The following is a 19,957-nucleotide window of genomic DNA, read 5'->3' as shown; positions in this document are numbered from 1 at the left end:
GGTGAGATGGTGAGATATCGACAGGCGGGCATGGCATGGCAGCGCTACCTCTACCCGGGTTCACGTGCCTCGCACTGGCTTTGGATCGGCGTCCGGGTGGGTGTGGTGTTCTTCGTGCTGACCCTGGTGGTCATGACCTTCGCGGTGCTCTCATGAGGTGCGCTCGTTGAGAACCGTCTGCCTGAACTGCCTCACCGAATTCCGCTACGACCGCGAGCGCAACCGCTGGTACACGGTCATCCGCCAGCGCAACGGCGGCTACGCCAAGCAGATCGAGACCTACTTCGACAAGCTGAATCTGCGCTGCCCCAAGGGGTGTGAACTCGATCCGGTCACCCTGGACCACCCCACCAAGGTCATCGGGTTCGTCGGCGAGTCGGCCTCGTCCAAAAGCCATCTGATCGTATCGATGATCCATTCGATGATGAACGATCCGCACCTGGCGAGCCGCTTCTCCTTCATCGTCTCCCCCAAATCCGCGAGCCTGTGGACGGCCCTGGAGGCCCGGCTGCTCGATCGCCGGGCGCTGGACGCCACCGGGCCGCGCCGCATGGCCATGGATCAGACCCAGCGCACCGACGGCCTCGCCATGAACGCGCAGCGGCAGTCCCAGGGGCATACCTGGGCCGGGCTGGAACAGCGCAGACCCATTCTGGTGACGGCGTATTCGGTGCACACCGCGAGCGCGGTGAATCTGGCGTTCGTCGACGTGGCCGGGGAGGACATCGCCGACGGCGCGGTCGCCGCGCGGGTCAGCCCGCATCTGGCGGTGGCGGATTTCCTCTGGTTCGTGGTGCCGTCCACGCTGAACAAGCAATACTTGGCCCTCATGCGCGAACAGGCCGATCCCGATGATCAGGAGAGCCTGAGCAATATCGTCGAGCATTCGCAGACCGTGGGGCGCACCACGCTCATGATCGATCAGATCGCCAAACTCTGGCGCGCGGCGAACAGCTATCCGATCCAGCTGCCCATCGAACCGCCGCGGCTGCACGTGTCGACGATCGTCGCCAAGACCGATCTGCTCTCGCTGCTGGATCTGCCGGAGGCGAATATCGTTGCCCCGCCGCCGAATTGGGCGGACAGTCCGGTAAGCACGAATGGTTCGGGCAATGCCTACGATCCGCCGCGCATCCGGGAGCGCTGCGAGATCACCCGCAATATGGTGCGGCAGCTGTTTCCAGCGGTGGATTCCGCACTGTCCATTCACTTTCCGTGGAACATGTATTTCCCGGTATCGGCGGTGGGTTGCGGAAAGCGCGGCAATGGCACGTATCCGGTATTCAAACCGTACGGCGCGGCCGATCCGGTGGTGTACATGCTGGAGATGATCGAGGAGCTGCGGGCCTACCGATGACTGGATTTCCACAGCTGGTGTGCGGCTGGGCGCTGGTTAATCTCGAATCCTCCGGCGCCGGAGTGGGTGTGGTGGCGCGGTCCGGGAATTGGCCCGCGGCACTGGGTTTCACGGTGCGCGAACTGGGCTCGCTGGCGACCCTGCCCGAGGGCGGTGAGCCGGTCGGGTTCGCGCTGGAGTTCACCGTGACCCGTGGGCTCGCCGTCGCCGGATTGAAGACGCCGTCGCGGGTGCGGCCGGGCACCTGCGTCACCCATTTGATCGCGGGCACCCGTGAACAGCTCGACGGGGCGATGGTATTGCGGCTCTTCGGATCCGGCGGATTCCTGCGCACCCTGGACGAGTCCGTCGCGCCCACCGACAGCTGGCCGGAGGCGGCCGCGGACCCGGCTAACGGGCTCGCCGGGGCGGCCGAGAGCGCGCTCGACCTGACCTGGCTGCCGGTGCTCGTCGGCGCGGCGCTGGCCCACCTCGACGGGCGGGGGCCGACCCTGGCGCTCGGGGTCGAGGACGCGGACGAGGCGGTGCGCATGCTGGCCGCGCTGTACGGCGTGCTGCCCCGGAACGCACTGCGGGAGTTGACCTTCTCCACCGGTGCCGCGGCCTTGGCGGAGATGCCGAGTATCACCGCGCTGATCGGCCGCGGCACTCCCCCGCCGCCGGATCGGCGGATCATCACCGCCGACAGCGGTATCGACAATATCGCGGACACCTATCAGCGGCTCGGCCGCGATATTGTCGAGCATCGCCGCGCCGGGCTCGCGGTGCCCGCGATGCTGTTGTCCGTCAACGATATTCGCCAGTGGTGCTATCAGCAGCAACTGCGTGCGCTGGAACCCGCACTGCTCGATGACGCGCAAATGGTGCAGGTGCTCACCGATCCGACACTGAGCCCGGACTGGTTCACCGATGCCACCGTGGCGCGGCGCGCGATTCACCTGGCACTCGACAACACCGATGTCACAACGGCTTTGGCCAATCTTCCGGTGCGGAATCAGGTGCGCGAGGTCTTCGAACAGACCTTGATCGACCGGGTCATGACCGAGACCCGCGATCGCGGGCATGTCACCCGGGTCGCCCGCCAGCTCGGCTTCGACCTCAGCGACGTGGTCGCGGAGGCGGCCTTCCGGCGGCTCGACACCGGCACGCTCAGTGCGAGCGACGCCAAAACCGTATGGCCGCAACTGGAACGGGACTGGACCACCGGTGACACCGAACAGCGCGGGCTGGTCATCGAACGGCTGCACCGACATCGGGCACTGCGCGAGTTCACCGTGGGCGCGAAGGATCGCTATCTGGTGTACGAGACGGTGCGGGCGGAGATCGGCGATCCGGCGGTGCACACCGGCAGCAGTCAACTGTTGCGCACCGCCATGTACAGCCAGCTCGCGATCGTCGCGCAGCTGATGGTGAATATCTCCTGTACCAGCCGGGATCGCTATGTCCTGGAACAGATCATGGCCTGTGCGCCGCCGGACCGGCTGCCCGCCCTCATCGCCGAATGCACCCGGTATCCGGCGGTGGACGCCTTCGAACTCATGAAGGCGGTCACCATAGTTCGCGCCGAACCGGCCGAGCTGGTGGACGCGCTGAAACCGGCGTGGACCGCGCTGCGCCGTGTCATCGGGCTGCCGCAGGCACTGGAGGATCTGGCGGTGCTCGACGCCGACGCGGCGCAGACCGACAGTCAGCAGGGTCGGAATAGATTGCGGCCGAATATATTCGGGCGCAGCAAGGGCCGCGGCGACTGGACCCGAGCGGAGGTCTCGGCACTGATCCGGGCGGCGATCGACGATCCGCTGCTGATCGCCGAACACCGGGAAATGCTCAGCGCGGCAATAGAAACCGATAACGAGTTCGTCGCCCGCCGAATGTCCGAACACTCGGACGCCACCGGCGCACCCGCGCTGCTGAAGCAGATCCTCATCTGCGCCGGACACGACCGGGTGCCCGCACTGCTCACCCTCTGCGCACAACAGCATGACCTCGAACCACACGCCCTGCTCCGCGCGATCTGCGATCTGGACCTGGACTCCGCCGCCCTGGCCGAACTCCTCGCGGGCGGCTGGCCACACCTGCGCACCCGCCTCGACCTGCCGCACCGCATAGCCAACCTCATCGTGCTGGACGCGACAGCCACGCTACCAGCCCGCCTGAAACCGCTCAGCGCCCCAAAAAAACAGCGCCGCAACAGTTTCTGGCGCTGACCTGACACCACTGGACGTGGATCCCGGCCACAAGCACGCCGGGATGACGGGTGGGGCCACCTGCTGGGGCGGGCCTCCGGTGGTGGCGGGGATCTTGGCGGCTGTCGGGGTGAGGTGTCAGCAGCCCAGGCAGCCGGGCGGGATGATCTCGCACCACCAGGGTTTGGGTGGGGGGATGGGGTCGTCGGGGCTGCCCGCGCCCGAAACCAGCCAGGGCCCTTGCACACTCACTTCGCGGGCGTCCAGGGCGCGGGTGGCGGGGCCCGCCGCGACGGAGCCGTCGAGGTTGAATTTGCTGCCGTGGCAGGGGCAGTTGATGGTGCCGCCGGAGATATCGTTCACCGCGCAGCCGAGGTGCGTGCAGATCACCGAGAGGCCGATGAAGTTCCCGGCATTCGGTTGTGTCACAACGGTATTGCCGATGATCACGCCGGAGCCGACGGGGATATCGGAGGTCCGCGCGATAGCGTTGTCCGGTGCGCCGGGATCGGTGATGACCGGGGCGGCCTCCGGACTCGGGGCCTGTTCCTCGGACGCGGGTGCGACGGGAACGGCCGGAGCGGGACCGGCGATCAACTGGCCGTCCCGCACACTCACTTCCCGGGCGGCCAGCGGTCGAGTCGCCGGACCCGCCACCACCGAACCGTCGAGGGCGAAACGGCTGCCGTGGCACGGACAATTGATCGTTCCGCCGGACAGCGAGTTCACCGCGCACCCCTGATGGGTGCAGACGGTGGAGAAGGCCAGGAAAGTTCCGGCGCTGGGCTGGGTGACCACGGTATCGCCGAGAATCGCACCCGATCCGACCGGAACATCCGACACCCGGGCGAGCACGGTGCCGTCGATCGGCGCGGGACCCGGTGCCGGGGGCGGTGATTCGGTCGTGGTCGGCGGCACGGAGCCGGGTGGCGGTGCGCCCGAGGCCGTGGTCGGCGCGGCCGATATCGGCGAACTCGCGGGCGCGGAACCGCGCTGCCCACCGGTGCAGGCGGCCGCGAACACCAGCACGCTCGCCCCCGCCACTATTTCCCGGCGTCTGATCGGATCTGTGGTCATGTCGACCTCGGTTCACTCGGCACGCTTCGCTGATTCCACGAGCCGACACCGCGATCGGTTCAGTCACGCACAGCCCCGAGGTTCAGTCGCGCACAGCTCTCGGGTTCAGTCGAATACAGCTCTCAACAGCCCGGGGCGGGGCGGTTCCGGACTCGGCGCGCACGCCGCCGCGGTGCGCTGACCAGCAGTGGAGCGATCGGGCCGGTGTATCCGCCCGCGATCAATTCGACGGTGGCGAGGAACTTTTCGGCGAAGCGGGCGGCGGTCTCCGGATCGAACCGGGCCGTGGGATACAGGAACGGCCCGTCGATTCCGGCGGGTGCGCCGGTGTGGTCGTAGTGTTCGGTGAGCCCGAATTCCAGATCGTGTTTGGCGCGCACCACCCCGGTCGGCACCTCGGTCACCGACAGACCGCCCGGGATCTGGTCGCCGGGTGGGGCGGCGTCATCGCGTTGCAGGATCAGGGTCGCCTGGAAGAGCGGATGGTTCGGATCCTGCGGCAGGCAGCGCAGCAGTCGCGGGTTCGAGGTATCCGGATTCGCGAAGGCGGCCAGGGCGACTCGGCGCACCTGTTCGAGCAGTTCGGTCATATCGGCAGCCCGGTCCAGGCGCACCCGCATGAGCACGTCATCGGCGAGATTGCCGACGATATCGGCGAGCAGCGGATCATCGCGGCCCGAGACCGCGGTCGCCACGGTGACATCGGGCGATTGCGCGAACGCCGACACCGCCACCGCGAAGGCGGTCTGCAACATCATGAACACGCTGGAGCCGCCCTGCCGGGCGCGGTGCAGCAGCATGCGGTGGATATCGGCGTCCAGGCGTACCCGCAACAGCGCGCCCGCGGCATCCCGGTATCCGGAACCGGCTCTGTCATAGGGCAATTCGAGCGGGATGGGCCGTCCGACCAGATTGTTGGCCCAGTACCGCAGTTGGGTGCTGGCCCGGCTGGACGGATCGTCGTACGCCCCCAGGAATTCGTGCTTCCACAGCGTGTAGTCGATGTAGTCGACCGGCAGCGGCGGCCACGCCGGAGCCTGTCTGCCCGCCCGCGCCAGATAGGCGGTGACCAGATCCCGCATGAGCGGCCCCATGGATTGACCGTCTAGCGAGATGTGGTGCACGACCAACGCCAGCACCACATCCCGCGCACCGAGCCTGAGTACCCGGGCCCGGATCGGCACCTCGGTGCCGAGGTCGAAGGCGCGACGGCTGAATTCGGCGATGCGCTCGGTGAGTTCGCCCGCGAAACTGTCCACCACGCGCACATCGATTCGCGCCACATCGGCGTCCATCACCACCTGCACGGGTCCGTCCGCGGTAGCCGGATAGCAGGTGCGCAGCGGGGCGTGCCGTCGCATGACGTCATCGATGGCGGCCAGCAGTGCGGGGATATTTACCGCCTGACCACGAATCCGAAACGCGCGAGCAACATTCCAGTCAGCGGAATATCCGGCCGCCGCGGCATGCCACATGCGCTCCTGCGCGGGTGCGAGCGGAATCCTGGGTGTGCGCGGCATCCGCCGCAGCATCGGCGACTCGGCCACGATGCGCAGGAATTCGGCAGTGTCAGCGGGCTTTTTCCGCTCCACCGGCCTGGTCCAGGCAGCAACGGGTACCGCCATCGTCGCCGTCCTCTCAGCTGCCAGCCGATCCGAAACCACCGCCGCCCAAAGATCCGGCAGCGCTGCGGGACGACAGTGCGGAGAACGTTAGCAAAGCTATGGCAATTTGGGGGACCCAGAAAAGAGACACAGGCCACTGCACCCGAGAGATTTACGCAAGCCCCGGAAAACTTGGGCTCGGCCCAATGGTCGGACCATCGACGCTGAGCCCGGAAGTCCGGGCCCAGCGGATAAGGTCAGCGCCGGGTGACCGTGGTGGGGAGGCTGGCGAAGCCGCGGTTGTTCGAGGAGTGGATGCGGCGCAGACCATCCGGATCGATGTCGTAATCGGAGACGGCCGCGGCGATCTCGGACAGCGCGGTGCGCAGTTCCAGCAGCGCGAGGTTGGACCCCAGGCAGTGGTGGCGACCGCTGCCGAACACCAGCGAGGAACTGGTGTCGCGATCCAGGTAGAAGGCGTCCGGATCGGAGAAGACCTCGGGATCGCGATTGGCCGCACCGGTGAGCAGCAGCACCCGGCCGCCGGCCGGGATGGTGACGCCGTGCAGCTCGATATCTTCGGTCGTGGTGCGCAGATTGGTCTGGGTGGATGGATCCCAGCGCATGGACTCGTCGATCCAGTCCTCGATGCGGCCGTCCAGGGCGAGGCGGCGCTGATCGGGATGCAGCCAGCCCGCGTGCCAGGTATTGCCGAAGGTCAGCATGGCGGTTTCGATGCCCGCGCCCACCAGCAGAATCAGTACGCCGACAATCTCTTCCGGGGTGAGCCGGTCATCGCCGTCGGCGGCGTCGAGCAGTCCGGAGAGCAGATCGTCCTTGCGCTCCCTACTGCGTTCGATGGTCAGCTCGGTGTAGTACCCGACCAGCGCGCCGATGGCCTGCACGGCCTCGGGCCGCAGATCGGTGGACTCCTCATCGGTGTACATGATCTCCATGCCGAGCTTGCGGATCATCTCCCGATCCGCCTGGGGCACGCCGACCAGTTCGGAGATCACATCGGTCGGGAACGGCCCGGCGAAATCGGTCATCAGATCGAAGCTGCCGCGTTCGAGCAGCGGATCCAGCACCCCGCGCGCGATCTCACGTAGTCGCGGCGCGAGCCCCTGCACCCGATGCGCGGTGAACGCGCGCGCCACCAGCCCGCGCAGCCGGGTGTGCTTGGGTGGATCCATCGCGACGAAGGAGAAGAAGTGCTCGGCCTGCGGACCCCAGAAGGCGGGCTCCATCCGGATGCCGTTCACACTGGAGAAGCGTTCGGAGTCGCGCAGTGCGGCCAGCACATCGGCATGCCGGGACAGCGCCCAGAAATCATCGGTGTCGTTCCGGTAGACGGGAGCCTCGGTACGCAACCTGGCATAGTGGGGGTACGGATCGGCGTGAACTTCGAAGTCGTATGGGCTGTAGCGCGACATGATCAAACACTAATCGAATTGGATTGGGAGCGTTGTGAACTCGGAATCGGCAGCGGAGCGGATCGACACCACCAAACCGCATCCGGCTCGTCGCTACGACTACTGGCTGGGCGGTAAGGACAATTTTCCGGCCGACCGGGAGTCCGCGGACGCCGTCGCCGAGGCGTTCCCGACAGTCCGGCTGGCCGCGGTGGAGAACCGCAACTTCCTGCGCCGGGTGACCCGATACCTGGCCGCGGAGGCCGGGATTCGCCAGTTCCTCGATATCGGCGCGGGCCTGCCCACCGCGGGCAATGTGCACGAGATCGCACAGGGCATCGCACCCGAATCGCGCATCGTCTATGTGGACAACGATCCGATCGTGCTGGTGCACGCGCGCACCCTGCTGAACTCCGCGCCCGAGGGCAGGACCGCGTACCTCGACGCGGATCTCAACGATCCCGAACGCATCCTGAATCATCCGGATCTGCTCGCCACCCTGGATATGAAGGAGCCGGTGGCGCTCATGCTGGTCGCCGTCATGCACTTCTTCACCGATGACCGGCAGCCGTACGACCTGGTGCGCGCGCTCTGCGACGCGCTGCCGCCGGGCAGTCATCTGGTGATGTCGCACGCCACCAACGACCATCTGGACCCGGAGGATCTGGCGGCCACCACCGAGGCCAACAAGCGCAGCGGCGTGCCCTTCCAACTGCGCTCCAGCGCCGAGTTCACGAAGTTCTTCAGCGGATACGAGCTGGTGCCGCCCGGTATCACCGCCGTCATGGAGTGGCGGCCCGATGAGTATCGGGCGCAGCCGCGCGCGGAGGCCGTATCGATGCTCGGCGGCGTCGCGCAAATCTCGTAAATTGCGGCAAATCACCCAATCAGAGCCTGCCGGTTTCCTTCAGCACCCGGCGGGCCTGAGCGAATAGCATGCCGACATTCACGGTTTTCCGGCACACCACCACGATAACCACGTCATCGCGACTCTCGGTGCGAATGAACAGGTGTGTGAGGTTATCGCTGTTGACCAGAATTTCCTGGAAATAGTGTCGCTCCAGGCGAATTCCGCGTCGCTCCTTCCAAATATCCTCGATCATCACCACATTGCGCCCCTGGAACAGATCCAGGGTGGCGGCGGCGAGCAGATCGAGCACTTCCTGCGGATGATTGTCGACGGTCTCCACCGCCAGCAGCATTCCGGTGGTCATATCGATGGCGCCGGCGGCCAGGCATTCCGGAACTTCCGAGCGCAGCACTTTGACCATAATTCCGATGCGGTCCGAGAGGCTGCCCGGTCCGGTCGCGTTCGTGGTACTCATTGCGTCCTTTCTGTTTTCCGCGCGGTGGCGGTCCGTTGATAGGCACGGGTGGCCGGTTGCGGCGGGCGCGGCGGCAGCGTGTCATTGATGCCGCTGGCGCCGCGGCGGCGGCGCGGCAGCAGTGATCTGGCTCCGCCGCGCGCGGGTTCGGTCATCGGCAGTTGCACGCGTTCCAGCGGTGCGATGCCGAGCAGATCGGCGTCGAGCATGCGGACCACTTCGACGGTCACCGCGTACAGACCGCGGCTGAGCTGCATGGCGATATCGCGGCAACTGTGCCGGCCGTTCACCCAGAGCAGGATCTCCTGCCACTGCGCGGCGCTGCCTCGATCGTCCGCGTGGCCGGCGAGCAGTTCGCGACCGGTATCGGTGAGCACCAGATGATTTCGATGCGGGGAGACGCGACCGTGCGCGAGCGCGGCCAGCCGTCGTTCGGTCTCGAACAGCAACCAGGCGGTGTCGATACCGGGCAGCTCTTCCGATCCCCCGGGCTCGGGACCGTCCTGCCAGCCGCACCCCGACACCCAGCCCGCGGTGATGGCGAATATCCCGTCGAGCGCCGCCATCTGGGCGACCAGGCGCACATCGGCCGCACCGGTGCTGGTGCGACCGGGCCGCGCGAGCAATTGCCGCACCCCGGGCGCACCGGGCGATTCCACCGAAATGATCTCCCCGGCACGGAAATACAGATCGCCGCCGGGTTCACCGGTGACCCGCAATATTCCGGTGTGCGCGATGGCCGCCGCATTCTCCGATTCGCCGACCAATTCGCGAGCGGACTCCCGGCCGAGCACCGTCAGGCGACCGGACTCGGCGAGAGGACCCGTGGTCATGCTCGAACTCCTGGAAATGGTCGTGCACGAATGGCGAAAAACACACGCCTGGTATGTATTTCGGCGCGCTTTCGGTAGTTCGAGTGCACCGCGTGCTCGATATCCTGACAGCCCAGCAGTTTTGGAGCAACGGAATGCGGGGAATTAGGGACCAAAGTCCCATGGTCAGACCGTCAAGCGGGCTACGCGCGCGGGTTGCCGGGGCGATAGTTTGCTGAAATGACCTGTCCAGCAACAAATACCGGCCGGTCGAATTCGACCGGCCGGTATTTGCGAACGGATTCAACGCTCAGTGATCGCGCTCCACCACGCAATCGGCCAATTCCATCAGATCCCGCGCACCCCGGTATCCCGCGATACACGATTTCGCCGCCCGCACCCGGCGGATCGACTCGGCCTGCGCCCAGCGTCTGCCACCGGCGCGGGTGATCAGATCCGCGGCCCGCAATGCCGCCGGAGCGTCCAGGGGTTCGTCCGAGCGATACATATCGGCGAACTCCCGCCCGGCCGCGGTACCGGACTCGAGCGCCACCACCACCGGCAGACTGCGCTTATGCCGCATCAGATCATTGCCGACCGGTTTTCCGGTGCGCGCCGGATCGCCCCAGATGCCCATCAGATCGTCCACCAGCTGGAAGGCGATGCCCAGCTCCCGCCCGAAGTGATCCATCGCCTCCACGACCTCCGGGCGCGCATCGGCGCACAGCGCGCCCATGGCGCAGGCGCAGCCGATCAGCGCCCCGGTCTTGTACTGCAGCGTCTCCAGGCACTCATCAAGGGTCACTTCGTATTTCGACTCCGCCGCACAGTCCCGCTGCTGACCGAGGCACAGTTCGATGACCGCCTGCTCGAGTCGCGCGATACCGGACAGCCCGGCCACCGGCGCACCGGCAAGGGTCCAGATGGCCAGGCCGTGCATGGCGTCACCGGCGAGCACCGCATCGTCGATGCCCCAGATCCGCCAGGCGGTGGGGCGGCCGCGCCGGAGCTCATCGCCGTCCATCACATCGTCGTGCAGTAGCGTGAAGTTGTGCACCAATTCCACTGCGGCAGCGGCATGTACGGCCTTCTCGGGTGATCTGTCCGAGTCCCCGCGCCCACTCGCGGCGCGGGCGGCGGCGAGTACCAGCGCGGGCCGCAGGCCCTTGCCGCCGGATTCACCGAGGGTCGGCACGCCCGCGGCGTCCCACCAGCCGAGGTGGTAGCCCGCGACCAGGCGCAGTTCGGCGGGCAGGGTGTCCACCGCGGCGCGCAGCAGCGGTCTGGTCAATTGCTGGGCGCGCGAAAGGATTCGGTTCGCGTCACCGCCTTCCACCCAGGGCATTCCATTGCCGTACGCGGGATCTGCCGCTGCCGAGGAACTCATGGCCACCTCCATTGACACTGGGACTCGTAGTCGCCGAGTCGAACTCGTGGATTTCGAACCGGGGATTACCGGTTCGCAGTCGGCGTGAAAGCGGTGGAGGGGCGGCGCGGGCGGCGCACGGGGCGACCGAGCGCGCGGCAGGACAGCGTCCAGGGCTGCATCGTCAGGCCCCTCTCGCTGGGCGAAGTGCGAATTCGCTGGGCAGATTGAGAAACGAACTTGCGTCAGAACCTTTACTGCTACAACGTGATCCGAGTCACAGATCATGGTAAAGGCCCATTGGCCGTTAGCCAACACTTCGCAATCACCGCCGACCGACCGGTACCGTACGTCCGACTCATCTTCAGGAGGCTCAGCCATGACCGGATCCGCTCTCGACCGCGCCGAAATCCTGCGACGCGTAGCCGCACGGGGCCGCATTCGCGTGATCGTGGCCGGTGGCGGCACGGGTGGGCACACCTACCCTGCGGTATCGGCGGTGCGCGCGCTGCGCGATCTGACCGCCGAGACGGGTGCTACCGCAGAGGTGTTGTGGGTCGGCGTGCCGGACAGCTTGGAACAGCGTGTCTCGGATGAAAACGACATTTCGTTCACGGGCATCAAGGCCGGAAAACTGCGGCGCGACCGCAATCCGCTGAAGATGGTGAACGCCGCCAATGCCAAGGACGCGTTGCGGGTACCGCTGAGCGTGCTCAGCGCGCAGGCGGTGGTGCGGCGATTCCGGCCGGACGCGGTGCTGTGCACCGGCGGCTACGTCTGCGCTCCCATCGGGCTCGCCGCGGCGCTGCGGCGGCGGCCGCTGGTGATCCACGAGCAGACCACCGGCATCGGCAAGGCCAACCAGCTACTGGCCCGCGCCGCCGACCGCATCGCGCTGAGCTCCGCGGCGTCGGTCGACCGGCTGCCCGCCAAGGTGCGCGGGCGCGCGGTGGTCACCGGCAACCCGATCCGGCCCGCGCTGACCACCGGGGACGCGAAAGCCGCTGCGCCCGCGTTGAATTGGAGCGGTTACGCCCCCGAACTGCCCACCGTGTACATCACCGGCGGCGCACAGGGCGCGGTGCAGATCAACGACCTGATCGATGAGCTGCTGCCCGAGCTGCTCGGCATCGCCAATGTGATTCACCAGTGCGGCAAACTCTCCTACGACAAAGTGCGCGAGCGCGCGGCGGCGCTTCCGGCCGAACTGCGCGAGCGCTATCTGGTGCGCGAATTCCTGGGCGCGGAACTCCCCGATGTGCTGGCCCTCGCCGATGTGGTCGTATCCCGTTCCGGCGCAGGGACTCTGGCCGAGCTCACCACCCTCGGCAAGCCCTCGGTGCTGATCCCCTACCCGCATTCGGTGGGCGGCGAACAGATCCGCAACGCGCAGATCCTGGCCGATCACAACGCCGCCCGGGCGCTGTCGGGCACGGACGCCACCGCGGCCAACCTCCGCACCGCCCTGTTCGAACTGCTCACCGAACCCGAAACGCGCGCAGCGGTTTCCGCCGCCGCCCGCGCCCAGGGTCACCCGGACGCCGCCGAACAACTCGCCCTCAACGTCCTGGACCTCGCCACCCGCTGAGCCTTCGCAACCGAAGCGGCACTACAGCTTCCGGGCGATCAGTCACCTGGCACGGGGTCAGCCGCCGATGACCAGGCAGGTGCTGGTCGCGGTGGCGAGCATTGTCCCGTCCGCGTCGCGGACGTCGGCTTCGGCGAAGGCGACGCGGCGGCCGGGCTTGGTGACCCAGCCGTGCACGGTGAGTTCCCCGGTGTGCGCGTGGATGGGGCGCAGGTAGTTGATCTTGATTTCGATCGAGGTGTAGCCGACGTTCGCGGCGAGGGTGGTGTGCACGGCGCAGCCGGCGGCGGTATCGAGGAGGGTGCAGGCGACGCCGCCGTGGATCATGCCGATCGGGTTGTACATGGATTCGTCCGGCGTGCAGACGAACACGACATCACCGTTGGCCACCCGCACCGGGCGCATATTCATGAGCCCGGCAATGGGCGCGCCCGGAATCTCGCCGTCGACCATGGCCGTCAGGTACTCCAGGCCGGTGCGACCCGGCGCTGCCTCCAGCGAGACCTTCGGGTCATGCCAGTAGACGGTCTTGCTGCGCACCTCGCCCCAGGATTCAGGGCTCGCGGGCGGTTCGGTCGTGATGGTCATGAAAATGACCCTAACACCCTGGGTTCACAATGTGAATGTAGATAGGATGTAGCGCATGGCACGGAACTGTTCGGTCGCGGCCGCACTCGGGATAGTCGGCGAGCAATGGGCACTGCTCGCGCTGCGCGAGGTCTTTCTCGGGGTGCGCCGCTTCGACGCCATCCAGGAGGCGACCGGCGCACCGCGCGCGGTGCTGATCCGGCGGCTGCGCACCCTGGTCGACTCGGGCGTGCTGGAACTGCACGACTATCGCGAACCCGGTTCCCGTACCCGGCAGGAGTATCGGCTCACCGCCGCGGGACGCGAACTACAGCCGGTGCTGACCGCGCTGATGCAGTGGGGCGATAAGCATTTGGCCGGACCGGGCGGGGCCCCGCTCGCGGTATCGCACGCCGACTGCGGCGCTCCGGTGCGCGCGGTGCTGCGGTGCGACGAGGGGCATCAGCTCCCCGATACCGGGCGCGGGCTGATCGCCACCCCGACCGGGCGTCAAGCGGAGTAACCGAATCCACATCTCAGGCAAATCCGGTTGCGCACAATACCTTCCGGCACCGTTACGCACGAGTGACGTTCGCAACCGACCGATCGGCCCGAAAAACGGGTAATGTCGGTGGTGTCAGCAAGTTCTCGGCTATTCCAAGAGTTTGGAGATGCCATGCAAATCCAGGTCTTCGCCGACAAGCACATCGGCGGCAGCGCGGCACTCATCGAGCAGGCGCAGGACACCATCGAATCCATCCTCGACCGCTTCGCGGACAATCTGACCCGCGTAGAAGCCCACATCACCGATGTGAACGGCCATAAGGGCGGCTCCGAAGACAAACAGTGCAACCTCGAAGCACGCCCCAAGGGGCAGCCTCCGGTTGCGGTCCGCCACCGTGCCACCACCGTCGAAGAGGCGTATATCGGCGCCGCCGAAAGCATGGCTCACCTATTGGACAGCCGGTTCGGCCGACTCCACCAGCACAAGGGCGGCGAAACCATCCGCCATATGGCAGCCCGCTGAGATCAGCGAAAGACGCTGAGTAACTGGGTGATTCGCGTAGGCGAATCACCCAGAGCGCACTGGGTACCCAGGGAAGCGGTCAGGGCAGCAGGCCCAGGCGGCGGGCGCGTACGACGGCTTCGTGGCGAGAATGCGCGCCCAGTTTGGTCATCGCGCTGCGCAGATAGCTCTTCACCGTTTCGGCGCGGAGTGAAAGTCGCTCGGCAGCTTCGGAATTGGTGCAGCCGAGCGCGATCTGCGCGAGCACGTCCAATTCGCGGGGCGCGAGCGCTACTTCCTGCCCGGGATCGATCACTCCCGAGACCAAGCGCGCCAACTTATCGGTGACGTCACGTAATCTATTGCGCGCCAATGCATCCGAAACAGTCGGGGTGATACCGCGCAATTCCGCGTGTAGATCGCGGAGTTGTTCGGCGAAGACCACGTCCGAGCCGGAGACCGCCTGCGACGCCGATTGCGCGGTCGCCAGCCGCAGCCGCCGGTCCACCTCATCGCGGATCGCGAGTTCCACGCTGAGCCGCTGCCCGGATCGCACCATGGCATCGGCGACCCGATCCCCTATCGGCCCGGAGTCGCGGTTGGCCACGTAGAGCACCGCTCGCGCCTGCCCGCCGACCACCACGGGTACCGCCACCACCGCGCGCAGGCCCTCGCCGAGCACCGGGCCGTCGTAGTGGTGGGTGATGGTCGAGGCCGAACGGTAGTCCGCGACCGAACGCGGCCTGCCGGTGGCGATGGCACTGCCGCCCAGCCCCGAACTGGGCGCGACCAGCAGGCCGCGCATGCCATTGGTCCGGGTGCCGACGAATTCACTGAGCACCAGGCCGCCCGCGTGCACCGTGCCGCCGAACACCACGGGGGCCTTGGACAGCGCGGCGATCTGCCGCAATTCCGCGCGCAGCGCGTCGCCGTCATCGGGGCGCAGCAGATCGTCTGTGGCCGGGCTCATGGATACCCCCGTTCGGGGCTGGTCGGGGTGGTGGTGTGACGTGGATCCTACCGAAGTGAGCATGAGCACGGACCGGCTCCGGCCGGTGAGCTATTCCTCGGGGGCGTGGAGCACTCCGCTACTCGGGGACACCATCGGCGACAATCTGGATCGCACGGCGGCCCGGTTCGCCGAGCGCGATGCGTTGATCGACTACACCACGGGCCTGCGCTGGACCTACCGCGAGTTCCTGGCGGAGGTCGACGCCTTGGCGCTGGGCCTGCTGGCGAGCGGGCTGGGCAAGGGCGACCGGGTGGGCATCTGGGCCCCGAACTGCCCGCAGTGGACGCTGACCCAGTACGCGACGGCCAAGATCGGCGCGATCCTGGTGAACATCAACCCGGCCTACCGCGCGCATGAGCTGCGATATGTGCTGGGGCAGGCCGGAATTCACACGCTGATCGCCGCGCCGTCGTTCAAGACCTCGGATTACGCGGCCATGATCGCGCAGGTGCGCCCGGAATGCCCGGACTTGGCACAGGTGGTGCTGCTGGACAGCCCGCAGTGGCGGCAACTCTTCGAGATCGGCCGTGCGGGCGATCCGGAACGACTGGCGCTCGCACAGGCCGGACTGTCGGCAGATGACCCGATCAATATCCAATACACCTCGGGCACAACGGGTTTCCCCAAGGGTGCCACGCTCAGCCACCACAATATCCTGAACAACGGCTACTTCGTCGGCGAGCTGTGCGGGTACACCGAACAGGACCGCATCTGCATTCCGGTCCCCTTCTACCACTGCTTCGGCATGGTGATGGGAAATCTCGCCGCCACCAGCCACGGTGCGGCCATGATCATTCCCGCGCCCTCGTTCGAACCGCGCGCGACCCTGGAAGCCGTTGCCGCCGAACGCTGTACCTCGCTGTACGGGGTGCCGACCATGTTCATCGCCGAACTGGCCGATCCCGAATTCGACACCTACGACCTGTCCAGCCTGCGCACCGGCATCATGGCCGGATCACCGTGCCCGGTCGAGGTGATGAAGCAGGTCATCGAGCGCATGGGCATGCGCGAGGTGAGCATCTGCTACGGCATGACCGAGACCTCACCGGTTTCCACCCAGACCCGCGCGGATGACAGCCTGGCGCAGCGCACCGCCTCCGTGGGGCAGGCCGGACCGCATATCGAGATCAAGATCGTCGACCCGGACACCGGCCTGACGGTGCCGCGCGGAGTGCCCGGCGAGCTGTGCACGCGCGGCTATTCGGTCATGCTCGGCTACTGGAACGATCCCGAGAAGACCTCGGACGCCATCGATTCCGCGCGCTGGATGCACACCGGCGATCTGGCCGCCATGGACGAGGACGGCTACGTCGCCATCACCGGCCGCATCAAGGACATGGTCATTCGCGGTGGCGAGAACATCTACCCGCGCGAGATCGAGGAGTTCCTCTACAGCCATCCCGACATCCTCGACGCCCAGGTGATCGGCGTGCCGGACGCCAAATACGGCGAAGAACTGATGGCGTGGATTCGCATGCGCGAGAACGCGACTCCGCTCACCGCCGCGGCCCTGCGCGAATTCTGCACCGGCAAGCTCGCGCACTACAAGATCCCCCGCTACGTCCATCTGGTCGACGAGTTCCCGATGACCGTCACCGGCAAGATCCGCAAGATCGAGATGCGTGAGATCGCCGTCGACCTGCTGCACCGATCCACCGAGGAGACCGCATGACCACCGCGACGCCCACCGCCAATACCGCGGCCTACCGCGCCGCCCGCGATCTGCTGGTCGCGCACGCCACCGATTACAGCGCCGCGCTGGAGCACTTCGAATGGCCGCGCCTGACCGGCGTATTCAACTGGGCCACCGACTGGTTCGACGTCATTGCCCGCGGTAACGATCGCACCGCGCTCTGGATCGTGGAGGAGGACGGCGCCGAACAGCGCATCACCTTCGACCAGATTGCCACCGGCTCGGATCAGGTGGCGACCTGGCTGTCGAGTCTCGGTGTGGGCAAGGGTGATCGGGTCATGCTCATGCTCGGCAATCAGGCCGAGCTGTGGGAGGCCATGCTGGCGGTGGCCAAGCTCGGCGCGGTGATCATGCCGACCACGGCGGCGCTGGGCCCGGAGGATCTGATCGACCGGATCGACCGGGGCGGTGCGGGTTTCGTGATCGCCAATGCCGCCGACACCCCGAAGTTCGACGAGGTGCCCGGCGACTACGTGCGAATCTCGGTGGGACAGCAGGTATCCGGCTGGCGGTCCTACGCCGAGGCGGCGATGACCATGTCGGCCGGTCCGTTCGCCGCCATCACCGAGGTGGACGATCCGCTGCTGGTGTACTTCACCTCCGGCACCACCAGTAAGCCGAAGATGGTGCAGCACTCCCAAATCAGTTATCCGGTAGGGCATCTCTCGACCATGTACTGGATCGGCGTGCGCCCGGGCGATGTGCACCTGGCCATCAGCGCACCGGGCTGGGCCAAGCACGCGTGGAGTTGCTTCTTCACCCCGTGGCTGGCCGAGGCGACCATCTTCGTCTACAACTACTCCCGTTTCGACGCCGCGGCACTGCTGGGGCAATTGCGCCGTGCGGAGGTGAACACGTTCTGTGCGCCACCGACGGTGTGGCGCATGCTGATTCAGTCCGACCTCGGCGAGCGACCGGCCGGTCTGCGTGAAATCCTCGGCGCCGGTGAGCCTCTCAACCCCGATGTGATCGCACAGGTGGAGAAGGCGTGGGGGCTGACGATTCGTGACGGCTTCGGACAGACCGAGACCACCCTGCAGGTCGGCAATACCCCAGGCCAGCCGGTCAAGCCCGGATCCATGGGCCGACCGGCCCCGGGAGTGCCTGTCATACTCGTCGATCCGATCACCGGAGAACTCGCTGATGAGGGCGAAATCTGCCTTGACCTGGGATACACTCCGGTCAACCTGATGACCGGATATCTGGGCGATCCGGAACGCAATGCCGCTGTCACGGCGGGGGGCTTCTACCACTCCGGTGATGTCGCCTCACGCGACGACGACGGATACATCACCTATATCGGCCGCACCGACGACGTCTTCAAGTCCTCCGACTACAAGGTGTCGCCGTTCGAGCTGGAGAGTGTGCTCATCGAGCACCCAGCCGTGGTCGAGGCGGCGGTCGTCCCGCAACCGGATGACACCCGTCTCGCAGTTCCCAAGGCGTATGTTTCGCTCGCCGCCGGATGGGAACCCGATCGCGAAACCGCCCGCGCCATCCTGGAATACGCACGCGAACACCTCGCTCCGTATCTGCGAGTGCGACGCGTGGAGTTCTCCGAACTACCGAAGACCATCTCCGGCAAGATCCGCCGTGTCGACCTGCGCCACCGGGAGGAGCAGGCGCATGCCGCGGGCGAGCAGATTCCCACCGAGTTCCGATACGAGGAAGTTTTCACCGAAACGCAGCCGTAGTCCTTTACACCGCACCTCTTTCCGCCGACCGATTGGAGCCCTGCGTGCCCCACAGCGTGGAGACCGCCACCGCCTACGTCATCGCCGCCCTCGAGGACAAGGGCACCGCTACGCGCGACGATTTCGACGTGACCGGCATCGTCAGTGCGACCCACCGTCTCGCCGAGACCTGGGATTTCCGCTCGGTGGATCGAGGCAGGTTCTGGAGTATCGCGGCGGCCTTCCTCCGGTCATGATCTGAGCGGTACCGGCATGTGATCAATTCGTATGCGCGGGAAGGGCGGAACCACGAGTTCGCGCTGGCGTACACTGGGATTCTGCCCTTCTCGAGCTGCCCTTCCATGCGACCGGCCCGCTCACCCACCGCGGCAGCCACTCAATGGAGAGGGCGCTTGATGATGACGGTATTCGGGCACCCCAGGCTCTCCTCCCCTTCCCCGCTCACGCCCCCGGCGTGGCCGACCACCGGCTGAAATCCCCAGTCGGGCAAGCACATGCCGCCGTTCATGGACCGCAACGACGCGGGCCGGCAGTTGGCCGGGTTGCTCGCGGCTTTTCGCGGTGACGATGTGGTGGTACTCGCGCCGCCGGGCAGCGGAATGCGGGTCGCCGCCGAACTGGCCGCCACCCTGCACGTCCTACTGGACGTAATCCTGGTGCGCCCCTTGGCCGTTGCTCGTCACCCCGATCTGGTGTACGGCATTCTCGGCGAGGACGAGACACTGCTCATCGACACCACCGCGGTGGCCGACGGGCGGCTCTGCGAAGCCGAGCGCGCCGCCACCGAGGAGGCGCAGGCGGAAATCCTGTGCCGCAATGCCTTCAGCCTGCGCGGTGATCGCAAACGGGCCGATCTCGCCGAGCGCACCGTGGTGATAGCCGATGATTGCGTGGCCGATGCCACCGCCCTGCGCGATATTTGCCGGATGGCCCGGCTGCACGGCGCGATCCGCATCGCGGTCGCCGTTCCGGTCGCCGCGCGGCAGGCGGTCGCCACGCTCTCCCCCTATGCCGACAAGATCGTCTGTCTCAATGCCACCGCGCACGCGCCCGATCCCGATCGCTGGTACGTGCAGAGCGAGACGACCACGAGCACCGATATCGCCGCCTTGCTCGGCGCGAATCACTCCTGCGGCTGGTCCGATGGTTTCACCGGCGCGGACAAGCGCACCACCCCGGCATCGAGATCGAGTTCCATGCGCGGTTTGTGACCCTGGCCGCCGCTGTCCTCGCTGCCCTCGTCGGTCAGCTTCTTACC

The 19,957-nt window shown here is 66.7% G+C and carries 19 protein-coding genes; 11 read left to right on the top strand and 8 right to left on the bottom strand.

All coding sequences use genetic code 11. The annotated features are described in order from the left end of the window. Positions 1-6 precede the first annotated feature (6 nt). From ACFVUS_RS36365 to ACFVUS_RS36355, 3 genes are read left to right on the top strand one after another with little or no spacing between them, the layout of a single operon-like run. Positions 7-156, top strand: coding sequence for a hypothetical protein (locus ACFVUS_RS36365; RefSeq protein ID WP_387777334.1), 150 nt, complete (start codon positions 7-9; stop codon positions 154-156). Between the two features lie 10 nt (positions 157-166). Continuing rightward, positions 167-1,357 carry a hypothetical protein gene (locus ACFVUS_RS36360; RefSeq protein ID WP_387777331.1) on the top strand — a complete coding sequence of 397 codons (1,191 nt, stop codon included), beginning with the start codon at positions 167-169 and terminating at the stop codon, positions 1,355-1,357. Continuing rightward, complete coding sequence (locus ACFVUS_RS36355) at positions 1,354-3,564, top strand: hypothetical protein (RefSeq protein ID WP_387777328.1); 2,211 nt, start codon at positions 1,354-1,356, stop codon at positions 3,562-3,564. The genes ACFVUS_RS36360 and ACFVUS_RS36355 overlap by 4 nt, the downstream gene beginning before the upstream one ends. 117 nt (positions 3,565-3,681) lie before the next feature. Here the strand turns inward: ACFVUS_RS36355 and ACFVUS_RS36350 are convergent, their stop codons facing one another. The 3 genes from ACFVUS_RS36350 to ACFVUS_RS36340 all read right to left on the bottom strand — a co-directional run bounded on the left by ACFVUS_RS36350 (position 3,682) and on the right by ACFVUS_RS36340 (position 7,657). Next, positions 3,682-4,620, bottom strand: a complete 939-nt coding sequence (locus tag ACFVUS_RS36350; RefSeq protein ID WP_387777325.1) for a ubiquinol-cytochrome c reductase iron-sulfur subunit — start codon at positions 4,618-4,620, stop codon at positions 3,682-3,684. Positions 4,621-4,742: 122 nt separating this feature from the next. Beyond that, entirely contained in the window at positions 4,743-6,245 is a 1,503-nt protein-coding gene (locus ACFVUS_RS36345) for a condensation domain-containing protein (protein WP_387777322.1), read from the bottom strand. A 236-nt stretch (positions 6,246-6,481) separates the two neighbouring features. Next, complete coding sequence (locus ACFVUS_RS36340; protein ID WP_387777319.1) at positions 6,482-7,657, bottom strand: cytochrome P450; 1,176 nt, start codon at positions 7,655-7,657, stop codon at positions 6,482-6,484. A gap of 34 nt (positions 7,658-7,691) precedes the next feature. Here ACFVUS_RS36340 and ACFVUS_RS36335 point away from each other — a divergent pair, with 34 nt between their 5' ends. Further along, positions 7,692-8,504: an SAM-dependent methyltransferase gene (locus tag ACFVUS_RS36335; RefSeq protein WP_387777316.1), complete on the top strand. Its 813-nt coding sequence runs from the start codon at positions 7,692-7,694 to the stop codon at positions 8,502-8,504. 19 nt (positions 8,505-8,523) lie between these two features. Here the strand turns inward: ACFVUS_RS36335 and ACFVUS_RS36330 are convergent, their stop codons facing one another. The 3 genes from ACFVUS_RS36330 to ACFVUS_RS36320 all read right to left on the bottom strand — a co-directional run bounded on the left by ACFVUS_RS36330 (position 8,524) and on the right by ACFVUS_RS36320 (position 11,160). Then, entirely contained in the window at positions 8,524-8,961 is a 438-nt protein-coding gene (locus ACFVUS_RS36330) for a hypothetical protein (RefSeq protein ID WP_375968575.1), read from the bottom strand. Then, positions 8,958-9,794, bottom strand: coding sequence for a hypothetical protein (locus ACFVUS_RS36325; protein ID WP_387777313.1), 837 nt, complete (start codon positions 9,792-9,794; stop codon positions 8,958-8,960). Before ACFVUS_RS36325 ends, ACFVUS_RS36330 begins: the two co-directional genes overlap by 4 nt. 289 nt (positions 9,795-10,083) lie before the next feature. Beyond that, on the bottom strand, positions 10,084-11,160 hold the full coding sequence (locus ACFVUS_RS36320; protein WP_387777310.1) for a polyprenyl synthetase family protein: 1,077 nt from the start codon (positions 11,158-11,160) through the stop codon (positions 10,084-10,086). 358 nt (positions 11,161-11,518) lie between these two features. On the opposite strand from ACFVUS_RS36320, the gene ACFVUS_RS36315 reads away from it, so the two are divergent. Beyond that, a complete protein-coding gene (locus ACFVUS_RS36315; protein ID WP_387777307.1) occupies positions 11,519-12,727 on the top strand; it encodes a glycosyltransferase in 1,209 nt (402 codons plus the stop codon). A gap of 57 nt (positions 12,728-12,784) precedes the next feature. On the opposite strand, the gene ACFVUS_RS36310 is transcribed toward ACFVUS_RS36315, so the two are convergent. Then, on the bottom strand, positions 12,785-13,315 hold the full coding sequence (locus ACFVUS_RS36310) for a PaaI family thioesterase (RefSeq protein ID WP_387777304.1): 531 nt from the start codon (positions 13,313-13,315) through the stop codon (positions 12,785-12,787). A gap of 55 nt (positions 13,316-13,370) precedes the next feature. Here ACFVUS_RS36310 and ACFVUS_RS36305 point away from each other — a divergent pair, with 55 nt between their 5' ends. Together ACFVUS_RS36305 and ACFVUS_RS36300 are read left to right on the top strand one after the other, a co-directional pair. Beyond that, the gene (locus ACFVUS_RS36305) at positions 13,371-13,817 is read left to right on the top strand and encodes a winged helix-turn-helix transcriptional regulator (RefSeq protein ID WP_387777301.1); all 447 of its coding nucleotides are present in this window, start codon (positions 13,371-13,373) and stop codon (positions 13,815-13,817) included. Positions 13,818-13,970: 153 nt separating this feature from the next. After that, positions 13,971-14,321, top strand: coding sequence for a ribosomal subunit interface protein (locus ACFVUS_RS36300; RefSeq protein WP_387777298.1), 351 nt, complete (start codon positions 13,971-13,973; stop codon positions 14,319-14,321). Positions 14,322-14,400: 79 nt separating this feature from the next. Here the strand turns inward: ACFVUS_RS36300 and ACFVUS_RS36295 are convergent, their stop codons facing one another. Continuing rightward, a complete protein-coding gene (locus ACFVUS_RS36295; protein ID WP_387777295.1) occupies positions 14,401-15,270 on the bottom strand; it encodes a response regulator transcription factor in 870 nt (289 codons plus the stop codon). A gap of 61 nt (positions 15,271-15,331) precedes the next feature. Here ACFVUS_RS36295 and ACFVUS_RS36290 point away from each other — a divergent pair, with 61 nt between their 5' ends. From ACFVUS_RS36290 to ACFVUS_RS36275, 4 genes are all read left to right on the top strand, one after another. Next, positions 15,332-16,984, top strand: a complete 1,653-nt coding sequence (locus tag ACFVUS_RS36290; RefSeq protein ID WP_387777292.1) for an AMP-binding protein — start codon at positions 15,332-15,334, stop codon at positions 16,982-16,984. Further along, a complete protein-coding gene (locus tag ACFVUS_RS36285; protein ID WP_387777289.1) occupies positions 16,981-18,699 on the top strand; it encodes an AMP-binding protein in 1,719 nt (572 codons plus the stop codon). The genes ACFVUS_RS36290 and ACFVUS_RS36285 overlap by 4 nt, the downstream gene beginning before the upstream one ends. Positions 18,700-18,743: 44 nt before the next feature. Beyond that, positions 18,744-18,935, top strand: coding sequence for a hypothetical protein (locus ACFVUS_RS36280; RefSeq protein WP_387777286.1), 192 nt, complete (start codon positions 18,744-18,746; stop codon positions 18,933-18,935). Between the two features lie 270 nt (positions 18,936-19,205). Beyond that, positions 19,206-19,910, top strand: a complete 705-nt coding sequence (locus ACFVUS_RS36275) for a phosphoribosyltransferase family protein (RefSeq protein ID WP_387777283.1) — start codon at positions 19,206-19,208, stop codon at positions 19,908-19,910. The last annotated feature ends 47 nt before the right edge of the window (positions 19,911-19,957 follow it).

The sequence above is a fragment of the Nocardia sp. NPDC058058 genome (assembly GCF_042885355.1).
Lineage (GTDB): Bacteria > Actinomycetota > Actinomycetes > Mycobacteriales > Mycobacteriaceae > Nocardia.
This window is presented reverse-complemented; position numbering and strand designations above follow the sequence as displayed.